The sequence below is a fragment of the Micromonospora sp. TSRI0369 genome, from assembly GCF_001905625.1.
GTDB lineage: Bacteria > Actinomycetota > Actinomycetes > Mycobacteriales > Micromonosporaceae > Micromonospora > Micromonospora echinospora_A.
On sequence record NZ_LIVU01000011.1, the window covers coordinates 96,656 to 115,048 of the forward strand.

Annotated in this window: 18 protein-coding genes and 1 riboswitch; of the genes, 5 read left to right on the top strand and 13 right to left on the bottom strand. The window is 75.3% G+C overall.

The window, feature by feature from the left end; genetic code table 11:
* Positions 1 to 314 precede the first annotated feature (314 nt).
* The 4 genes from AMK25_RS27425 to AMK25_RS27440 are packed head-to-tail and all read right to left on the bottom strand — an operon-like array spanning position 315 to position 4,245.
* A complete protein-coding gene (locus tag AMK25_RS27425; RefSeq protein ID WP_073831268.1) occupies positions 315 to 1,448 on the bottom strand; it encodes a DNA polymerase III subunit beta family protein in 1,134 nt (377 codons plus the stop codon).
* A gap of 31 nt (positions 1,449 to 1,479) precedes the next feature.
* Positions 1,480 to 2,655, bottom strand: a complete 1,176-nt coding sequence (locus tag AMK25_RS27430) for a saccharopine dehydrogenase family protein (RefSeq protein ID WP_073831269.1) — start codon at positions 2,653 to 2,655, stop codon at positions 1,480 to 1,482.
* A gap of 31 nt (positions 2,656 to 2,686) precedes the next feature.
* Entirely contained in the window at positions 2,687 to 3,823 is a 1,137-nt protein-coding gene (locus tag AMK25_RS27435) for an alcohol dehydrogenase catalytic domain-containing protein (protein WP_073831270.1), read from the bottom strand.
* A complete protein-coding gene (locus AMK25_RS27440; protein ID WP_073831271.1) occupies positions 3,820 to 4,245 on the bottom strand; it encodes a hypothetical protein in 426 nt (141 codons plus the stop codon). The genes AMK25_RS27435 and AMK25_RS27440 overlap by 4 nt, the downstream gene beginning before the upstream one ends.
* 161 nt (positions 4,246 to 4,406) lie before the next feature.
* On the opposite strand from AMK25_RS27440, the gene AMK25_RS27445 reads away from it, so the two are divergent.
* Positions 4,407 to 7,175, top strand: coding sequence for a helix-turn-helix transcriptional regulator (locus tag AMK25_RS27445; protein ID WP_073831272.1), 2,769 nt, complete (start codon positions 4,407 to 4,409; stop codon positions 7,173 to 7,175).
* A gap of 1 nt (position 7,176) precedes the next feature.
* Here the strand turns inward: AMK25_RS27445 and AMK25_RS27450 are convergent, their stop codons facing one another.
* From AMK25_RS27450 to AMK25_RS27465, 4 genes are all read right to left on the bottom strand, one after another.
* Positions 7,177 to 7,728 carry a DsbA family protein gene (locus AMK25_RS27450; RefSeq protein WP_073831273.1) on the bottom strand — a complete coding sequence of 184 codons (552 nt, stop codon included), beginning with the start codon at positions 7,726 to 7,728 and terminating at the stop codon, positions 7,177 to 7,179.
* Positions 7,728 to 8,222, bottom strand: coding sequence for a redoxin domain-containing protein (locus AMK25_RS27455; RefSeq protein WP_073831274.1), 495 nt, complete (start codon positions 8,220 to 8,222; stop codon positions 7,728 to 7,730). The genes AMK25_RS27450 and AMK25_RS27455 overlap by 1 nt, the downstream gene beginning before the upstream one ends.
* Before the next feature lie 59 nt (positions 8,223 to 8,281).
* Positions 8,282 to 8,956: a BON domain-containing protein gene (locus AMK25_RS27460; RefSeq protein WP_073831275.1), complete on the bottom strand. Its 675-nt coding sequence runs from the start codon at positions 8,954 to 8,956 to the stop codon at positions 8,282 to 8,284.
* Between the two features lie 179 nt (positions 8,957 to 9,135).
* Positions 9,136 to 9,540: a hypothetical protein gene (locus tag AMK25_RS27465; RefSeq protein WP_030503623.1), complete on the bottom strand. Its 405-nt coding sequence runs from the start codon at positions 9,538 to 9,540 to the stop codon at positions 9,136 to 9,138.
* Positions 9,541 to 9,973: 433 nt separating this feature from the next.
* Here AMK25_RS27465 and AMK25_RS27470 point away from each other — a divergent pair, with 433 nt between their 5' ends.
* A complete protein-coding gene (locus AMK25_RS27470; protein WP_013475611.1) occupies positions 9,974 to 10,333 on the top strand; it encodes an STAS domain-containing protein in 360 nt (119 codons plus the stop codon).
* Between the two features lie 41 nt (positions 10,334 to 10,374).
* Positions 10,375 to 10,911, top strand: coding sequence for an SRPBCC family protein (locus tag AMK25_RS27475; RefSeq protein ID WP_241826509.1), 537 nt, complete (start codon positions 10,375 to 10,377; stop codon positions 10,909 to 10,911).
* Here AMK25_RS27475 and AMK25_RS27480 read toward each other — a convergent pair.
* The 4 genes from AMK25_RS27480 to AMK25_RS27495 form a co-directional block, all read right to left on the bottom strand.
* Positions 10,908 to 11,984, bottom strand: coding sequence for a coiled-coil domain-containing protein (locus AMK25_RS27480; RefSeq protein ID WP_073831276.1), 1,077 nt, complete (start codon positions 11,982 to 11,984; stop codon positions 10,908 to 10,910). The genes AMK25_RS27475 and AMK25_RS27480 overlap by 4 nt on opposite strands.
* A gap of 5 nt (positions 11,985 to 11,989) precedes the next feature.
* A riboswitch (cyclic di-AMP (ydaO/yuaA leader) is annotated at positions 11,990 to 12,121 on the bottom strand.
* Between the two features lie 143 nt (positions 12,122 to 12,264).
* Complete coding sequence (locus AMK25_RS27485; protein WP_073831277.1) at positions 12,265 to 13,179, bottom strand: cation diffusion facilitator family transporter; 915 nt, start codon at positions 13,177 to 13,179, stop codon at positions 12,265 to 12,267.
* A 94-nt stretch (positions 13,180 to 13,273) separates the two neighbouring features.
* Complete coding sequence (locus AMK25_RS27490) at positions 13,274 to 15,391, bottom strand: HelD family protein (RefSeq protein WP_073831278.1); 2,118 nt, start codon at positions 15,389 to 15,391, stop codon at positions 13,274 to 13,276.
* A 124-nt stretch (positions 15,392 to 15,515) separates the two neighbouring features.
* Positions 15,516 to 16,421, bottom strand: a complete 906-nt coding sequence (locus tag AMK25_RS27495) for an alpha/beta fold hydrolase (RefSeq protein ID WP_073831308.1) — start codon at positions 16,419 to 16,421, stop codon at positions 15,516 to 15,518.
* 148 nt (positions 16,422 to 16,569) lie between these two features.
* Here AMK25_RS27495 and AMK25_RS27500 point away from each other — a divergent pair, with 148 nt between their 5' ends.
* Positions 16,570 to 17,199, top strand: coding sequence for a carbonic anhydrase (locus tag AMK25_RS27500; protein WP_073831279.1), 630 nt, complete (start codon positions 16,570 to 16,572; stop codon positions 17,197 to 17,199).
* Between the two features lie 37 nt (positions 17,200 to 17,236).
* On the opposite strand, the gene AMK25_RS27505 is transcribed toward AMK25_RS27500, so the two are convergent.
* A complete protein-coding gene (locus AMK25_RS27505; RefSeq protein ID WP_073831280.1) occupies positions 17,237 to 17,566 on the bottom strand; it encodes a hypothetical protein in 330 nt (109 codons plus the stop codon).
* Positions 17,567 to 17,897: 331 nt separating this feature from the next.
* Here AMK25_RS27505 and AMK25_RS27510 point away from each other — a divergent pair, with 331 nt between their 5' ends.
* Positions 17,898 to 18,389 (top strand): DUF3145 domain-containing protein, encoded by a 492-nt coding sequence (locus AMK25_RS27510; protein ID WP_030503630.1) that lies wholly within the window; start codon positions 17,898 to 17,900, stop codon positions 18,387 to 18,389.
* The last annotated feature ends 4 nt before the right edge of the window (positions 18,390 to 18,393 follow it).

The window sequence follows — 18,393 nt, forward strand, 5'->3', positions numbered from 1 at the left end:
GCGTGGTGGTGATGCTGTCGATCGGGTGTGCTCACAGTGCGTAACGGCGCTATGGGGCGTGCGTGGCCCCACGTCCGCTCGTGGTCGCGCTGACCTGGTCAATCTCATGGATCCGCTCTCGGGCGGGTTTGCCCCTCGGGCGACTTTGCTCTGCAGCCACCGACGCGGCGTTCGACGGAGCGTCAGCGTCGCGCCGATGGCTGCAGAGCAAAGTCCGCGCGGGGTGAAGCAGCGGGGGCAGCAGTGATGTCACGCACTGTCACGAATGCCTGCCGCTGGGGCGTGGGGGAGAAAAGGCCGGCGAACGCTGAGCGTCAGAGGCGTACCGGCATCAGCACCGAGAAGGCGTCCGCGTCGTCGGCCCGCCGCACGGCCAGGGGCGTGATCGGGCCGTCCAGTTCCAGCACGAGCTGGCCGTCGCCGGACCCCAGCGCGTCCAGCAGGTACTCCCGATTCACCGCCACCCGAAGCGCACCCGCACCGTCCGCACCGTCCGTGCCGCCCGCGCCGTTCGGGTCGACCAGGCGCAGCTCGCCGCGGCCGTCCAGGCCGAGCGCCACCACCTCGTGCTCGACGCCCTCGTGCGCCCGGCGGCAGACGGGTACGCCGTCGGCGGTGAGCGCCGCGCGCAGCGCCGCGCCGTCGAACGGGATCCGGTACGCGGGCGCGTCGCCGAGCTGCGCCCGCAGCAGCCGCCGGTAGTCCGGGAAGTCGTACGGCAGCGGGACGGCGGTCAGCGGCCGGCCCGCCACCGTGACAGTCACCTGGCCGGGAGAGACGACGACCTCGGCGACGTCCGAGCCGTCGAGGCCGGACAGCGAGCCGTCGCGGCCGGACAGCAGCGTCCGCAGCTCGTCGACGGCGGCCACCGGCAGCAGCACGCTCACCGGCGGGCCGTCGACAGTGGCGCCGACCCGGGCCACGGCGAGCCGGAACCGGTCGGTGGCGAACAGGTGCACCCCGTCGGGGGCGACCTCCAGCAGCACGCCGGACAGGACCGGCAGCTCGGGGTCGGCGCCGACGGCGAAGCGTACGGCGTCCACGGCGGCGGCGAGGTCGATGCGGGACAGTACGAGGCGGGTGGTCACAGTGGTCTCCTCCGGGTCGATCAGGCTGCGGATCCGGGAGAGCTCACGACGCGCGTCGGCCAGGCCGTCCTCCAGGCGGCGCAGGTGCGCGTCCAGCAGCCGGTGCACCTCGGCCGGCCGGTGCCGGTGCCGCAGCGCCTCGGCGATGCCGGTCAGCGGCATCCCCACCCGGCGCAGCCCGGCCACCAGCCGGGCCGGGGCCACCTGCTCCTCGGTGTACCAGCGGTAGCCGGTCACCGGGTCCACCCGGGCCGGGGGCAGCACGCCGGAACGGTCGTAGAACCGCAACGCGCTGACCGTCAAGCCGCTGGCCCGGGCCAGTTCGCCGATGCTGCGAAGCTCGCTCTCCACGGCCGTCATCCTGTGACCTCGACCGGGTCGAGGGTCAACCTCACGCCGGCAGCGTGCGGAACGTGATGCCCGCGCGGACCAGCCGGTCCAGCAGCGCGTCACCCATCGCCGCGACCGGCGTGACCTGCCCGGCGGTCTCCGGCAGGTCGTCGAAGGCCAGGCACAGCGCCGACTCGGCGAGCATCTTGGCGGTCTCGTCGTATCCCGGGTCGCCGCCGGCCACCTCGGTCACCACCCGACGGCCGCCGCCGGTGCCCACGAACCGCACCCGGAACCACGACTTCGCCCGCTGCTCGGCGGTCGGCCCCTGCCCGGAGGCGAGCCGCCCGAGCAGCCAGCGCCGCGTCGGCGCCACCTTCACCAGCCCCATCACACCGGCCAGCCCGACACCGGCGACAAGCACCGTGGGCAGCCGCTTCATGGCCGCGAAGTGCCGGTAGCGGAAGTCCGGGCCGTACTCCGGGCGGGCCGCCGCGGACCGGCGGACCACCTGCGGGTCGATGGTGGGCAGCGGCACCGCCCACTGGCCGAACTCGCGTACCCGGCCGACCTTGCCCGGCACCGCGCGGACCCGGCGCCCGTCGGGCTTCGGCTCCATCGCCCGCCGGGCCCGCGCCGCCCGGCTCGTCTCACCGGTACGGGAGAACGCGGTGAGCGCCGAGTGGTACGTCCCGGCGGAGAACCGGCCACCGGCCCGCACGTAGCCGTCCACGGCGATCGGCCCGTCCGCCGGCAGTTGCTTGACCGTGTACCAGACGCCCAGGTCATGCGGGATCGAGTCGAAGCCGCAGGCGTGCACCAGGCGTGCCCCGGTGCGTACCGCCTCGGCGTGGTGCCGCACGTACATCCGGTCGACGAACTCCGGCTCGCCGGTGATGTCGAGGTAGTCGGTGCCGGCCGCGGCGCACGCGGCGACCAGCGGCTCGCCGTGGTGCACGTACGGGCCGACGGTGGTGGCCACCACCCGGGCGCACTCGGCCACCGCCCGCAGCGACGCCGGGTCGGTCACGTCGGCGGTGAGCAGGGGCAGCTCGGCCAGGGCCGGGTCGATCGCGGCGAGCCGCTCCCGCACGGCGGCCAGCTTGTCCGGGTTACGCCCGGCCAGCGCCCAGCGCAGCCGCTCCGGCGCGTGCCGGGCCAGGTACTCGGCGGTCAGCCCGCCGGTGAAGCCGGTGGCGCCGAACAGGACGAGGTCGTACGGACGGTCTGCGCGCATCCGCCGAGTGTGCCATCCACGGCGCTCACCTTCACGGCGTGAAGACCACCCGGACGCAGCCGTCGGCCCGGTCGCGGAACAACGCGTACCCGTCAGCGCCGCGCTCCAGCGGCATCCGGTGCGTGGCCAGATGCTCGGTGACCAGCTCGTCGCGGGCCATCCGCGCCAGCAGCTCCGGGATGGCTGTCGCGCCCCGCCGCCGGGCGGCGCGGACGGCGAGGCCCTTGTCCGCGAGCGCGCCGAGCGGGAACCGGTCCACCACACCGGGCCGGGCGTCGAGCACCACCACGACGCCGCCCTTGCGGCACGCGTGCACCGCCTCGCGCAGCGCCGTTCCGCCGTCCGTATCGGTCAGCGGCCATCGGCTCGGCTCGGCCGGCGTCCCGGAGGCGTCGACGCACACGTCCGGGCCCCGGCCGCCGCTGCGCTCACGCAGCTCGGCGAGCACGTCCACGTACCTGTGGTTGAGCGCCTCCACCCCGGCGTGCCGGGCGACCATGCGCAGCCGGTCGTCCCGGTCGTCGACCACGATCACCCGGTCCGCGCCCCGGGCCACCGCCGCCCCGGCGGTGAGCTGGCCGACCGCGCCCGCGCCCCACACCGCCACCACGTCACCCGGGGCGACCTCGCCCAGCTCGGCGCCGTACCAGCCGGCCGGCGCGGCGTCGGCGGCGAACACCGCCCGGTCGTCGCTCACCGACTCCGGTACGGCGAACGCGCCCACGTCCGCGTACGGCACCCGGACGAACTCGGCGTGGCCACCGGCGAACCCGCCCAGCCGGGCCGGGCGGCCGAAACCGCCCGCTGACGGCTGGCCCCACTCCGGCTCGGCGGTCACGCCGCTCGTGCCGTTGTCGCAGCAGGCGAGCAGCCCCTGCCGGCAGAACCAGCACGACCCGCAGGCCACCGCGGCGCCCACCACCACCCGGTCGGCGACCCGGTGCCGGCGTACCTCCGGGCCGACCTCGACCACCTCGCCGAGGAACTCGCGTCCGAGCACCTCCCCGGCGGACGCCTCGGGCACCCGCCCGCCCAGGAGCGGCAGGTCCGCGCCGCAGGTCGTGCTCCGCCGCACCCGCACGATCATGTCCTGGGCGTTGCGCAGCTCCGGGTCCGGGACGCGGCGCACCTCCACCGCGTCGGCTCCGGCCCAGCACAGCGCCCTCATCGCACCGGCCCCGGCCGGTCCATCGGCGGGCGGTCCGCGCGCAGCACCTCGCCGGTCTCCAGAAGCTGCTTGGTCTGCCGCAGCACGTGGCGCAGGTACCGGCCCGGATCGTCGCCGACCAGGTGCGCGGCGAACCCCGGCAGCGTGCACTCCCCGCCCAGCGGACGGATCGCCAGCTCGGTGCCGCGACCGCCGGGTGCCGGGCGGGCCCACGCCTCGACCGCCCCGTCGAGACGACGCAGCGGCTCGGGCCACCGTCCGGCCGGGAGCACCCGCTCGGGCGCGGCGGCCACCGTCACCTTCTGCCACCGTCCCGGCCGTGGATCCGTTGCGGCCCGCTGCGGCAGGCGGTCGGCCAGCCTCCGCGCCCCGCCGGACGCCAGCGCCAGCGCGCCGGCCGTCAGCCGTCTGATCCGCGCCACCTGACCTCCCGAAGGTCCCGGCCTCGGGCGGCCGGCGCTGCCCGGCCGGCCGCCCGCGTGCCTCCAGGGTGGGCCGGGGCCGGGTGAGCCGGGTTCGCCCGGAAGGGGTGAACCGGCCCGGTCCGGGTAACCGCTGCCCGCGTCGACAGGGGGAGGGATGCATGCCGGAGGAGGCCGACCAGGTCCGATTCGTGGCCGCGCCGCACGACACCAGGGAGATCACCGGTACGCCCGATCTGCGTACCGCCGGCATCGATTCACCCGACCTGGCCGGTGGTGCGCTGCCGGGCGGCCCGCCGCTGCTGGCGTCCCGCTTGACGCCACCGGCGCCACCCGAGCCGGGTCTGCTGCGGCCCCGGCTCGTGGAGCGGGTGGAGCGGGGCGCGAGCGGGCCGGTGACGCTCGTGCTCGCGCCGGCCGGCTGGGGCAAGACGACCGTGTTGTCCGCCTGGGCGCGGGCGGAGCGGGACGGCCCGGCACCGGCCTGGGTGACTGTGGGCGAGGGCGACACGACCCGGCGGTTCTGGGGCTATCTGGCGGCGGCCCTGCGTACGGCCGCCGCCGAGGACCCGGACGATGCGCCTCCGCCCCTGACGGACGGCCCGCCCCGGCCCGAGCAGCTGGAGTCGCTCGCCGCCGCGCTGGCCGGACGGGAACGGCCGGTGCTGCTGGTCCTCGACGACCTGCACCGGGTCACCGACCCGGCGGCCCTGTCCGGGCTGGAGTTCCTGCTCCGGCACGCCGACGGGCGACTGCGGCTGGTGGCCGGCGCGCGGCGCGAGCCGCCGCTGGCGCTGCACCGCTGGCGGCTGGCCGGCGAGCTGACCCTGATCGGCCCGGACGAGCTGGCGTTCACCACCGACGAGGTCGCCGACCTGCTGGTCGCACACGGCGTGCCGGTGCCCGCCCCGGCGGTGTCCCGGCTGGCCGAGCGCACCGCCGGCTGGCCGGCCGGGCTGCGGTTCGCCGCGCTCGCGCTGGCCGACGGGACCGACCCGGCCCGCGCGGTGGACCGGTTCGGCGGTGACCAGCCGGACGTCGCCGCGTACCTGCGGGACGAGGTGCTCGCGCCGCTGGGCCCGGCGACCCGCGACGTCCTGCGCCGCGTGGCGGTGGCCGTCGCGGTCCGCGCCGACCTCGCCGCCGTGCTGACCGGCCGGGCCGACGCCGGGCAGGTGCTCGCCGAGGCGGCCCGCGACGGCGGCTTCCTCCACCAGGACGGCGGCAACCCGCAGTGGTACCGGCCGCATCCGCTCCTGGCCGACGTGCTGCGGGACGAACTGGGCCGGCTGCCCGCCGACGAGGTGCGCGAGCTGCACCGGCGGGCGGCGGACTGGCACGCCGCCCACGACCGGCCGGCCGAGGCGGTGCGGCACGCGCTGACCGCCGGTCAGTGGACCGCCGCCACCGAGCTGCTGGTCAGCCGCTGGCCGGAGCTGGCACCGGACGAGCCGACGACCGTGGCGGCCCCGCCCGAGCCGCCGGCGGACGCGGTCCGCCGCGATCCCGAGCTGGCGCTGGCCGCCGCGGCGGAGCGGGCGTACGCCGGTGATCCGGCCGCCGCCGACGGGCAGCTGCGGCGCGCGCTGGCCCACGCCGACGACCTGCCCGCGCCGCGCCGCGACCGGTTCCGCAGGCTGGCCGCCGCCGTGGAGTTGAGTCTGGCCCGGCTCGGCGGGAACCACGAGGGGGTACGCGAGGCCGCCGACCGCCTGCTCGCCACCGCTTCCGGCCCGGCCGCCGACGCCGCCGCCGATCCGCGTGCCGGGTCGGCCGAGCGCGACGACGTACGCGCGGTGGCGGGCGCCGCGCACGGGCTGGTCGCGCTGGCCGAGGGGGAGCTGCCGGTGGCCCGTACCCGGTTCGCCGAGGCGCGGGAGGCGGCACGGCGGGCCGGCCGGCCGCGGACCGAGTTGCTCTGCGTCAGCCGCTCGGCGGCGCTGGAGGCGGCCCGGGGCGCGTTGCGGGCGGCCGAGGAACTCGCCGGGGAGGCGCTGGCGATGCCGGCCTGCCAGGGCTGGTCGGCCCGGTCGGACTGCGGCTACGCGTACCTGGCGCTGGCGCTCGTGGCCTGGCACCGGGACCGGCCGGCGGAGGCGGTGGCCCACCTGGCGCTGGCCGGTCCGGCCGCCGCGGAGCCGGGGGGCGCGGCGCTGGTCGCGCTCTGCCGGGCCGGGCTGCTGGCCGACGGCGACGACCCGGGCGGCGCGCTGCGCACGCTCGCCGGGGCGCGGGCGGTCGCGCCCGGCCCGGAGCTGGGCGGGTGGCTGGCCGCCGAGGAAGCCCAGGTGCGCGTGGCAGCGGGCGATACCGACGGCGCCCGGGCGCTGCTCGACGCCACCGGCGACGGGCCCGCGCCGGCGCTGGCGTCCGCCCGGTTGCTGCTGCGCGCCGGTGACGCCCGCGCGGCCGAACGGGCGCTGCCCGACTGGGCCGGCCCCGGCGCGGCGGACTGGCCGTTGCCGGTACGGCTGAGCGCCGGGCTGCTCGACGCGGCGCTGGCCGGCGAGGCCGGGGACGCCCGGCGGGCCGGGCGGGTGCTGGAGGAGGTGCTGGCGCTCGCCGAGCCGGACGGCTTCCGGCGCGTCTTCACCCGGGCGGACCCGGGGGTACGGGACCTGCTGGCCGTGCACCTGGACTCCGGCACCGCGTACTGGGCGACGGTGAGCGAGCTGGTCCGGGGCGCGGACGCGCAGCCGGTCGCCGGGACGGCGGACGGTCCGGCGCGCGGGCTGGACGAGCCGCTCACCGAGCGGGAGCTGACCATCCTGCGCTACCTGCAGAGCATCCTGTCCAACGTGGAGATCGCCGCCGAGCTGTCGCTGTCGGTGAACACCGTCAAGACGCACGTGCGCAACATATACCGCAAGCTCGACGCGACCCGCCGGCGGGACGCCGTCCGGCGGGCGCGCGAGCTGCGGTTGATCTGACTCAGACGTCGGCGGCGGCGTCCACCACTGTCAGCAGTTCGGCAAGGTCGTAACCGCCGTCGTGGCGGACGTCGTTGACGAACAGCGTCGGAGTGCCGTTGACGCCGCTGCGGATGCCGCCGACGAAGTCCTGCCGGACCCGGTCGGCGTACTCCTGGCGGCCGACCTCCGCGGCGATCTCGTCCGGCGACAGTCCGATCTGCTCGACGCCGAGCGACAGGTGCACCGGGTCGAGCTGGTCCTGGTGCTGGAAGAGCCAGTCGTACATCTCCCAGAACCGGCCCCGGGCGGCGGCGGCCTCGGCGGTCTCCGCCGCGCTCTCCGCGTACGGGTGGATGTTGGCGATCGGGAAGTGCCGGTACGCCAGGCGCACCACGTCGGCCCGCTGGCGCAGCACCTCGGTGAGGTTCGGGTACGCGGCGCCGCAGAACCGGCACTGGAAGTCGCCGTACTCGACGATCGTGACCGGCGCGTCCACCGGCCCGCGGACGTGGTCGCTGTCGGTCACCGGGGTCCGCAGCCGCGCGGTGGTGACCTGAAGTGGCGTGGTCATCAGGCGCTCACCCGCCGATCCGAGTTGAGCCGCTCCAGGGCGTCGAGGATGCCGTCCACGCCCGGGTTCACCTCGGGCGGGGACAGGTGGCTCCAGGCCACCCGGCCGTCCGGGTCGACGACCACGAGCGCCCGGTCGGACTGCCCGCGCGGCGCGTACGCGCCGTATCGGCGCGACACCTCGCCCTTGGGCTCGAAGTCGGCGAGCAGCGGGAAGCGGATGCCCTGGGCTTCGGCGAACGCCCGGTGCGAGTCGACGCTGTCCACCGAGATGCCCAGCAGCACCGCGTCGTACCGCTCCAGCTCGGGCAGGGCCGCCTGGTAGAGGGCCATCTGCTCGCCGCAGACCGGTGACCAGTCGGCGGGATAGAAGGCCAGCACCACCGGACGGCCCCGGAACTGCCCGGGACCCACCTGTCGCCCGTCCGGCGCCGCCGGCAGCGTGAACCCGGGGGCGGCCCGCCCGGGTGTGATCAGCCCGTTCGGATCACTCATGCCTCCCACCATGGCCGGCACCCGGGTGAGGCGGGCTCACCCGGGCGGGGTGGTTCGGCTCAGCGCACGACGAGGTGGTTGTGCACCTCCCGGATGCCGGGGGCGTTCCACACCACCCGCTCGATCTCCGCGCGTTCGCCGGCCGAGTGGACCTGCCCGCCCAGCACCACGGTGTCGCCGTGCACCCGGACGTCGACGGTCTCGGCCTCGGTGGCGGCGTTGCGCGCGAGCGCGTCCACGATCCGCTCGGCCAGGTCGTGCCCGTCGGCGCGTACCGCCGGGCGCACGGCGATCCCGTTGCTCACCCCGCGTACGCCGGTGAGCCGGGCGACCGAGCGTTCCGCGGCGCGCCGCTGGTACTCCCACTCGACGTCGCCGTGCAGCGTGACCCAGCCGTCGGAGACGGTCACCTGGAGCGTCTCGACCGGTACGAACGCGTCCCACTCCAGCGCCCGTACGGCCGCGACGGCGATCTCCGGATCCTCCCGCCCGGCGGCGGTGGCGATCTGGACGAAGAGGTCGTTGGCGACCGCGCGGACCCGGGCGGCCCGGTGCGCGGCCCGCTCGGCGGCCCACTTCTTGGCGTAGCTGTCCACCCGGCCGGTCAGCGTCACCACGCCCTCGGTGACAGTCACCCCGATCTCGTCCGGGCCGACCCGGGGTTCCCAGGTCAGTTCGTCGAGCACCGCGGACTGGATGTCCCGGTCGGTACGCGTGATCGTGTCGGTGGCCATCCGGCTTCCCCTCCCGTCGACGGCGGCGCGGGCACGCGGTCCCGCACCCGCGATCCTGCGCGTGTCCCGGGTGAGCCACCCTCACCCGGTCCGGGTGAGGGGGAGGGGGAGCGCACCACGCAGCACGGTGGCCGCCCCGGGGAGTACCGGGAGCGGCCACCGTGCCGGTCGGGTGCGGGTCAGCCGTCCAGGCCGGCCGGGGAGTTCGGGCGGTCCACGTCGACGAACTCGATCTCGTCCGCGGCGCGGTCGCGGCTGCCCGCGGCGCGCGCGGCGGTGCCGGCGGCCCAGCCGATCGCCGCGCCCGCGAGCGCCGCCGCGATCAGCAGCGTCCAGGGCAGCGCGGGCCGGCGCCCGGCCAGCGCGTCGAAGGCGAGCGTGGCCCGCCGGCGCGCCTCCTCGGCGGCGGAGCCGACCAGGTCGGTGGCGTCGTCGGCGAAGCCGGAGGAGTTGCGGCGGGCGGCGCGGGTGGCGTCGCGCACGCTGTCACCGGCGGAGCCGGCCGCGGAGAGCAGGTGCTGCCACGCCTGGTCGGCGACCCGCTCGGCCTTGCCCCGGCGGTCCAGCAGGTTGGATCCGAACATCGTTCTACCTCCTCGGGTGCCGAAGGCCGGCGGCCACTTCGGACTCCGGTGTCCATCCGGCGCGTCACGGGTTGACTCCCCCGGGCAGTGCCCAGCGCGCGGCGGCGGCAAACCCACAGTGGGGCGCGGGCGGCTACCAGGCTTTCAAACCGGGACGAACCACCCGAACGCGCCGAGAGCGGGGTGTCGGCGCGAGGTGCGCGCGCCCGCTACCCTGGTCGGCGGATCGACGGGTCCGACCGGCCGTACGGCTGGCCGTGGCCCGCGTAGAAGGGGAAACTGGAACCCGGAGGTCCGGATTGGGTGCGCCCAGGTGTGCCCAGTTCGCGAATTGCTCATCCCGGGGGGTGGCGACCGGGCCGTTGGAGGAATACTCTCGGTCGCGGCCCGCGTACTGATGAGGCGCCCGTCAAGGGCGAGTGGAGGTGCTCGCGTGAGCCTGTCGATCGTGAAGTCGGTGCGGCCGGGTGGTGTCGTCCAGATCGCGCCCCGTGGGGAGATCGACGTCGACACCGCGTACGAGGTGCGGGAAGCGATCGCCGAGGTGCTCGCGAAGGGCCGTCCCGCGCGCATCGAGCTGAACATGCGGCTCGTCACGTTCATCGACTCGGTCGGCATCAGCGCCATGGTGGCCGGCTTCCAGACCTGCGAGGTCAGCGGCGTCAAGCTCGTGGTCACCGAGCCGAGCCGGTTCGTGCACCGGCAGCTCTGGGTGACCGGCCTGCTCGGCCTCTTCGGCGCTCCCGAACCGTGGTTCGCCGACGACACCCCCGAGGTGCTGCCCGGCGCCTGAGCGCCCGCTCGCACCCCCTCCGGCCAGGGACCTTCTACCCGTTGCCAGCCCGGCGTCCGTACGGGACGATCGTCGCGACGTACGACGGCGAGGGGGCCCGCTTGCAGAGCAGCGACAGCTTCAGCTACACCGTGCAGGCCCGGTGCAGCCGGGCCGACGCGGTGGCACTGCTGGGTGACCTCAGTCGCCAGGGCGAGCTGCATCCGCTGATCGTCCGGGTCCGGCAACTGCCGGCCCGGCCGGGCGCGCTCGCCAGCTACGCGATCACCGACCGGCTGCAACTGGGCCCGCTGCACTTTCCGGTCACGTACCAGGCGGACGTGCTGGTCGCGAGCGAGGACGAGGTGGTCACGGTGGCCCGGCAGCAGCCGGCGACGACGGTGCGCAACCACACCCGGCTGCGCGACGAGCCCGACGGCACCGTGCGCATCGACGTGGAGATCACGCTGACCGCGCCGGCGCCGCTGTTCGGGTACGCGTTCCGCCAGGCCCGGGCGGCTCACCTGAGCCTGGCGGCTCGTCTCGGCGCGACGCTGGAGGGCCGGCCCGATCCGGCCGGCCCTCCGGGAGCGCGCTAGTACACCGACAGGTGCACGTGGTTGGTGTGATCGCTGGACGGGTCGCCGTTGCCGCCGCTGTACGCCTTCCACCCGCTGCTGGGCAGCCAGATCTGCTTGAACCAGATCACGTAGAGCACGGCGAGCGGGTCGGCGTTGCGTACGAAGTACGCGGCCAGGTTGTTGCCGTACGTCCGGTCACCGCCGCTGGCCACGCCGCCGAAGCCGTTCTTCTGGGCGGCGAAGTCGCAGGCCCGCCCCTTCGGGTGCTCGCCCGAGCCGCTGGGCCGGTGGCACGAGACGTACCGGGTGAAGCCGGCCGCCTTGGCCTGCTGCAGCGCGTGCAGCGTCCGCGGGGTGATGCAGCCGTTGGCCGGGGTCGGGTCGTTGACGCTGCACGACTCCGCCGGCCACGAGCCGTCCGAGTTACGCGGCGCCGGCTTCGCGTTCTTGTTGGAGGTGCCCTGGACGCTGCCGCCGCCGCCACTGCTGCTGCGGGACGCCCTGTCGTTCGCCACTTCGAGCGCGCGCTCGGCCTGCTCCTTGCGCTTGCCCATCACCGCGACCTGCTTGCGTTGCTCGCGGATCTCGGTGTCGAGCGCGGCCCGGGTGCGGGTGGCCTCGTCGCGGGTGGCGATCAGCTCGCGCACCGTGCGGTCCTCGTGCGCGGCGACCTGTCCCAGGGTGGCGGCCCGGTCCATGAAGCCCGCCGGGCTGCTGCTGTCGAGCAACGCCGCGGCGGTGCCGAGGCGGCCCGCGCGGTATGCCACCCCGGCGATCTCGCCGACCTTGGCGTCGCGTGCGGCCAGTTCGGCGCCGACCGTCTTGAGCTGGTCGTTCAGCTGCTTCTGGCGGTTTACCGACTGGTTCAGCGCGGCCTTCGCCTCCAGCCAGCCCTTGCTGGCCGCGTCGAGTTGGGCGCGCAGCTCCGGCGTGCCGCCCTCGTCGTCGCCGGGTGCGGCGGCGAGCAGGGCGGTCCGGGGCGCCGCCGAGGCGGGGGAGGCCGGAACGGTCGCGACGCCGAGAGTCAGCGTCGCGACGAGCAGGGCCGCCAACCGGGCGGCCGTCCGTCGTACAGGTGCCACTGGGGGCATTCAACACGTCCTTCCGTCAACCGCCGACCGGGTTAGCTGACGGGTTCGGGACGGAAGATCCCTACCGCTGACGCGGATGCACCCCACGTACGTGGTTCCCCGGCTCGCCCCTTCGGGCGATTAGGCGACGGCCACCCCACCTGCGCCGGTGACGCCGGTGGCTGCGGCCGCGACCGAGCCTACCGGCGCGGCCCGGGCGCGGCTCCGACGCGTGGTGCCGCATGGCGGGGCAAAACCGACATTACTGTACAGCAGCCACAGTGATTTAAGTCTGTCCTAATCACCACTCGGTCTTTCCGCACACGCCCGCGGACGCTCCGGGTTCGACCTGCAACGTGGCGTGATCGATGGAGAAGTCCTCGTGCAGCGCGGCCCGCGCGGCGGCAAGCACCCCGCCGGGGTCGACGCCGGGGTCGGTGGTCAGGTGCGCCGAGGCCACCTCCATCCCGGAGGTGAGCGTCCAGACGTGCAGGTCGTGCACCTCGGCCACGCCGGGGACCGCGGCCAGCCGGTCGTGCACGGCGGTCACCTGCAGGTGTTCCGGCGCCGCCTGCACCAGGATGCGCACCGCGGCCCGGCCGAGCCGCCAGGTGCGCGGCAGGATGAACAGGCCGATCCCGACGGCGACCAGGGGGTCCGCCCACCACCAGTCGGTGACCGCGATGACCAGCGCCGCGGCGATCACGCCGAGCGAGCCGAGCAGGTCGCCGAGCACCTCCAGGTACGCGCCGCGCAGGTTGATGCTCTCCTTCGACCCGGCCCGCAGCAGCGCGAAGGCGACGATGTTGGCGAGCAGGCCGAGCACCGCCACCACGAGCATCGGGCCGGCGAGCACCTCCGGCGGCTCGCCGAAGCGGCGTACCGCCTCGACCAGGACGTAGACCGCGACGGCGCCGAGCAGCACGGCGTTGGCGAGTGCGGCGAGCACCTCCAGCCGGTAGAGGCCGAACGTGCGCTGCGGGTCGGTGCCGGCACGCCGGGTGGCGGTGATCGCCGCGAGGGCCATGCCGATGCCGAGCACGTCGGTGAACATGTGCCCGGCGTCGGAGAGCAGGGCGAGCGAGCCGGTGGTGAAGGCGGCCACCGCCTCGACCACCATCAGGACGGCGAGCAGCGCGAACGCGGCCCATAGGCGGCCCCGGTGGCGGTGTGCCGCGTTGGCCACCGCACCGCTGTGGTCATGACCTGCGCCCACGCCAACACCCTCCCTGCCGCGTACCGGCCGGGCCCAATGTATGTTCACATCGCTATGTATGCAAGTGAACTGTGGGTGGTGCCGGCGCGCCCACTCACCCCACCGGGTCGAGCGTGGTGAGGCGCTGGGTCGCCCGGGACAGCGCCACGTAGAGCGTGCGCACGCCCGACCCCGGATCGGCCCGGATCTCGCTCGGCGCCACCAGCACCACGCCGTCGTACTCCATGCCCTTGGCCTGGAGGCTGGTCACCACCTGCAGCCGGCCCGCGCCGCGCGCGCCCAGCCAGCTGGCCACCTCGTCCCGGCGCGGCACCGGCGTGATCACGCCCACAGTGCCCTCCACCTGTCCGAGCAGCGCCTCGGCCGCCTCGACGGTGGCCGCCGGCAGCTCGGCGGCGGGCACCACGCGCTCGACCGGCGGCACGCCGGTGGACCGGACCGCGTCGGGCAGCGGCAGATCCGGGTAGAGCCGGCGGATCTCCGCCGCCGCCACCGCGAAGATCTCCGCCGAGTTGCGGTAGTTGGTGGTCAGCTCGTAGCGGTGCCGCTTGCGCCGGCCCAGCGCCTGGTCCCGGGCCCGGTCCAGCTCCTGCGGGTCGCCGGTCCAGGCCGTCTGCGCCGGGTCGCCGACCACGGTCCAGGAGGCCAGCCGTCCCCGCCGGCCCACCATCCGCCACTGCATCGGCGAGACGTCCTGCGCCTCGTCCACCACCACGTGCGCGTAGTCGCGGTAGTCGGCCGGACGCTCCCGGGCCGCCGCCCGGGCGGCGCGCTGCCGATCGGCGTACGTGCTCAGCTCGCGCACGCCACCGGCGAGCTGGTACCGGTCGCGCTTGGGCCGGGCCCGCTGCACCGGCTTGCCCAGCAGCGCGTCCAGCTCGTCCAGCAGCGCGATGTCCGCCACCGTCAGACCGTCGGTCGCGAGCGTGCGGTACGCCTGCCCGAGCAGCCGGATCTCGGCCGAGGAGAGGATCCCACCGGCGTAGCGGCGCAGCCGGTCCGGACGGGCCAGCCAGTCCAGCACGTGCCGCGGGTGCAGCCGTGGCCACCACGCCTTGAGGAACTCGCGGAACTCCGGCCGCTCGATGATCTCGTCCTCGAACGCGGGCTGCTCCGGCAGCCGGCCCACCCGCAGCGTGCGGGCCTGCGCGTAGAGCGCGGCGAGCACCGCGTCGAACGCCGCCCGGCGTACCTCGTTGCGGCGCGCGCCCCGGGCCAGAGTCCGGTCCCGGATCGCGTCCAGCGCCTGACGCTCCAGGCGCAGCAGCTCACCCCGGTACAGCAGGCGCAGCTCGGCCGGGGAGTCCGGCACCGCGTCGCGTACCGCGCGCTCCAGCACCCGGCGCATCCGCAGCGAGCCCTTCACCGCCGCCACGTCCGGCGGGTCGGTCCGGGACGCCGACAGGCCCGGGAACAGCGAGCCGAGCGAGCGCAGCGTGGCGGTCTCCTCGCCCAGCGAGGGCAGCACCGAGGCGATGTACTCGACGAACACGCCGGACGGGCCGACCACCAGGATGCCGCCGCCGGCGTACCGGGCCCGGTCGGAGTAGAGCAGGTACGCGGCCCGGTGCAACGCCACCGCCGTCTTGCCGGTCCCCGGGCCGCCGGAGACGATCGTGACGCCGTTGCCGGGGGAGCGGATCGCCTCGTCCTGCTCGCGCTGGATGGTGGCGACGATGTCCCGCATGCCCCGGCCGGTGGCCCGGGACAGCGTGGCCAGCAGCGCCCCGTCGCCGACCACCGCCATCTCCGGCGGCGCGGCCTCCGGGTCCAGCAGGTCGTCCTCGATCCGGGTGACCTTCTCCGAGGCCGACTGGATCGTGCGCCGGCGCACCACGCCGCGCGGCTCGGCGGGCGTCGCCTGGTAGAACGCGGCGGCGGCCGGGGCCCGCCAGTCCACCACCAGCGTCTCCGCGTCCACACCCCGCACACCCAGGCGGCCGACGTGCAGCACCTGCCCGGTACGCAGGTCCAGCCGCCCGAACACCAGTCCCTCGTGTTCGGCGTCGAGCACGTGCCGGCGCTGGGCGGCGTGGAAGACCATCGCGTCCCGCTCGACCAGCGCGCCGAAGTTGCCGACCCGGGCCAGCTGGTAGCCCTCCCGCTCGGCGTCGGCCGCCGACCGGCGCAGTTCGGCCAGCCGGGCGTACACCCGGTCGAGGTGGCGCTGCTCGGCGGCGATCTCCCGGTCCAGCGTGGTCTGGTCGGTCAACGCGGGCGCTCCTGTGGTCGGACGGCACGACGGGCTGAATGAGGGTACGGGCCCTCGGCAACCGCAGTGCCGGGGCATGCCGTCCGCGTGGCGTACGTCAGTGCCGTCCGGGAGCGGGAGACGCTCAGAGGCGGGCCGCGGGGCGGCCGGTCAGCACCCGGTCCAGCACCCCGGCCACGGCGTCGTTCACCTGGTCCGGGCGCTCCATCATCAGCATGTGGCCGGCGCCCGGGCACACGGTCAGCTCCGTGGTGGGCAGCGCCGCCGCGATCGACTCGGCGCACGGTGGCGGGGTGAGCCGGTCCCGGTCCCCGACCAGCGCGGCGGCCGGCAGCCCGCCGAGCGCGGCGAGCGTCTCCAGCCGGTGCTGCGCCCCGATCGAGGCGCGGAACCCGCCGATCGAGCGCAGCGTGGCGCGGGCCACCGCCGAGGTGACCAGCCGGATGTCCGCCGGGTCGCAGCGGTCGCCGAACAGCATCCAGCGGATGCTCGGGCGCAGCGCGCGCAGCAGCGCGTGCGGCGGCCGCCAGCCGCCGCACCGGGCCAGCACCCCGGCGCCGGTGGTCTCGGCGAGCCGGATCAGCCGGGTGATGCGGGGGGAGAGGCCGTAGACGGTGTGCGTGTGACCCTCGGCGGTGGTCGAGACGAAGACCAGCCCGGCGGTACGCGCGGCGAACCGGTCGGGGTGGCGGTGGGCGTACTCCATCACCGACATGCCGCCCATCGAGTGCCCGACCAGCACGACCGGCCCGGCCGGGGCGATCTCGTCGAGCACCGTGGCCAGGTCGTCGCCGAGCTGGGCCAGCGTGGCGTCCCGCAGCGACAGGCAGCTCGACCGGCCGTGGCCGCGCGCGTCGTAGGTGACCAGGCGGACCCGGTCGCCGAAACGTTCCCGCATGTCGGCGACCTGGCGGTGCCAGCTGCGCCCGTCGAGCGTCCAGCCGTGCAGCATCACCACGGTGACCTCGGCGTCGACCGGACCGGTGACTGTCACGTGCAGGCGTACGCCGTCCGGAAGCCGCAGTTCCATGTCGTCCACCCCCGAGCCGTCCGGTTTGCGCCACCAGGTGTCCCGGCGGTGACACCGGCGTTACCCGTCATGACACCACGGCAACCGGGGCGGGGAGAAGATTCGCGTCCGGCCCCACGGCGGCCGGATCGGTGACCAGGCTGGGGGCATGCCGTCCGCCGCCCGCAGTCCGCGCGCCGCGCTGGCCGAGCTGCTCGCCGGCAACCGTCGCTTCGTCAGCGGCCAGCCGGTGCACGGGCACGACGTCACCGCTGCCGCCGCCGTGGCCTCCGGCGACCAGCAGCCGTACGCGGTGGTGCTGGGCTGTATCGACTCCCGGGTGCCGCTGGAGGCGATCTTCGACCAGACGTTCGGTTCGATCTGCGTGATCCGTACCGGCGCGCACGTGCTGGACCGGGCCGTACGCGGCTCGATCGAGTACGTGGTGGGGCAGCTCGGCGTACGCCTGGTGATGGTGCTGGGTCACGAGCGCTGCGGCGCGGTCGGCTCGGCGGTCGAGGCGCTGCGCACCGGGCGGCGCCCCGGCGGCGACCTCGCGTACGTGGTCGACCGGATCGCCCCGGCGGTCACCGACGTCGGCGTGGACGAACCGGACGCGCATCCGCTGGCGATCCGCCGCCACGTCCGGCGCACCGTGGCAGCGCTGCGCTGTGACGATCGGCTGGCCGCTCCGGTGGACGCCGGTGAGCTGGCAGTGGAGGGCGCGCTCTACGACCTGGCCACCGGCGAGGTGACGCTGCTGCCGCAGGAGCAGACGCGAAACCGCCCGCCGGAGTGATCCCGGCGGGCGGTTTCGGTGGTGCGGGTGAGGGCGCTCAGCCCTCGAAGACGCCGGCCTCGACCAGGCGCTTCTCGGTGGCCTCCCAGCCGTGCCCCGGGTGGGCCGCGGCCAGGCCGTTGATCTCAGCCCGGATCTTGGCGGCGTGGCCGGCGGCGGCCAGCACGCGGATCTCCTCGACGAAGGCCTCGGAGTCGGTGCGCAGGTGCGCGGTCTTGCCGTTGGTCAGGTTGCGCACGTAGGCGTGCTTGCCGCCGTTGAGCGGGATCAGGTACTTGAACTCGCCCAGCACGCTGAGGGCGCCACCCTGGCCAGCCTGGCCGGCCCGGACGGACGCGCGCGCGGTCTTAGAGGTGTTGCTCGCCACGGAGGTACTCCTTGCAGACGTACGGTGGGGACGGAAGGCCGTCCGGGGGCTGTGCGAGTGACGCCCGGGGTGAGCGCCGGCCCGCGAAGATGTACGGCGGCACAGAGAACCGCCCAGAGAACTGTACACGACCACGACACCTGGCTGGTCGTCGCGGCGTCAGAGGGCACAACCGGCTCCACCTCCCGGGTATTTCCCGCCGGTTGGGACCGGCGAATTTTCCGATTCGCTGGCGCACCACCAGTCACACAGGTCATCATGTGTGTCCAGGTACCACTCGGTAGGACGAGGTCGTAGGGGAAGACGCACCTCGGCTCACCGGGAGGTCACCGTGCCAACGCGTGGCGTCGTATACGTCCACTCGACCCCGCTCGCCGTGTGCTCGCACGTCGAGTGGGCGATCGCGCGCGTCCTCGCCGCGCCGGTCAACCTGCACTGGACGGCGCAGCCCGCCGATCCGGGCGCTCGTCGCGCCGAGTGCGGCTGGACCGGCAGCCCGGGGACCGGCGCGGAGCTGGCCGCTGCCCTCCGGCAGTGGCCCATGATCCGTTTCGAGGTCACCGAGGAACCCAGTCCCGGCGTCGACGGCGAGCGCTTCATGTACGTACCGGGCCGCGGCCTGTTCCGGGCCGCCGTCGGCGCGGCCGGTGACATCCAGCTCGGCGAGGACCGGCTGCGCAGCCTGATGGCCGCCGCGCGCGGCCCGGAGGCGCTGGCCCACGCGCTGGACAAGGCGCTCGGCACCGCCTGGGACGCCGAGCTGGAGCCCTACCGGTACGCCGGCGACGGCGCCCCGGTGACGCTGCTCACCCGGGTCGGGTGACGGC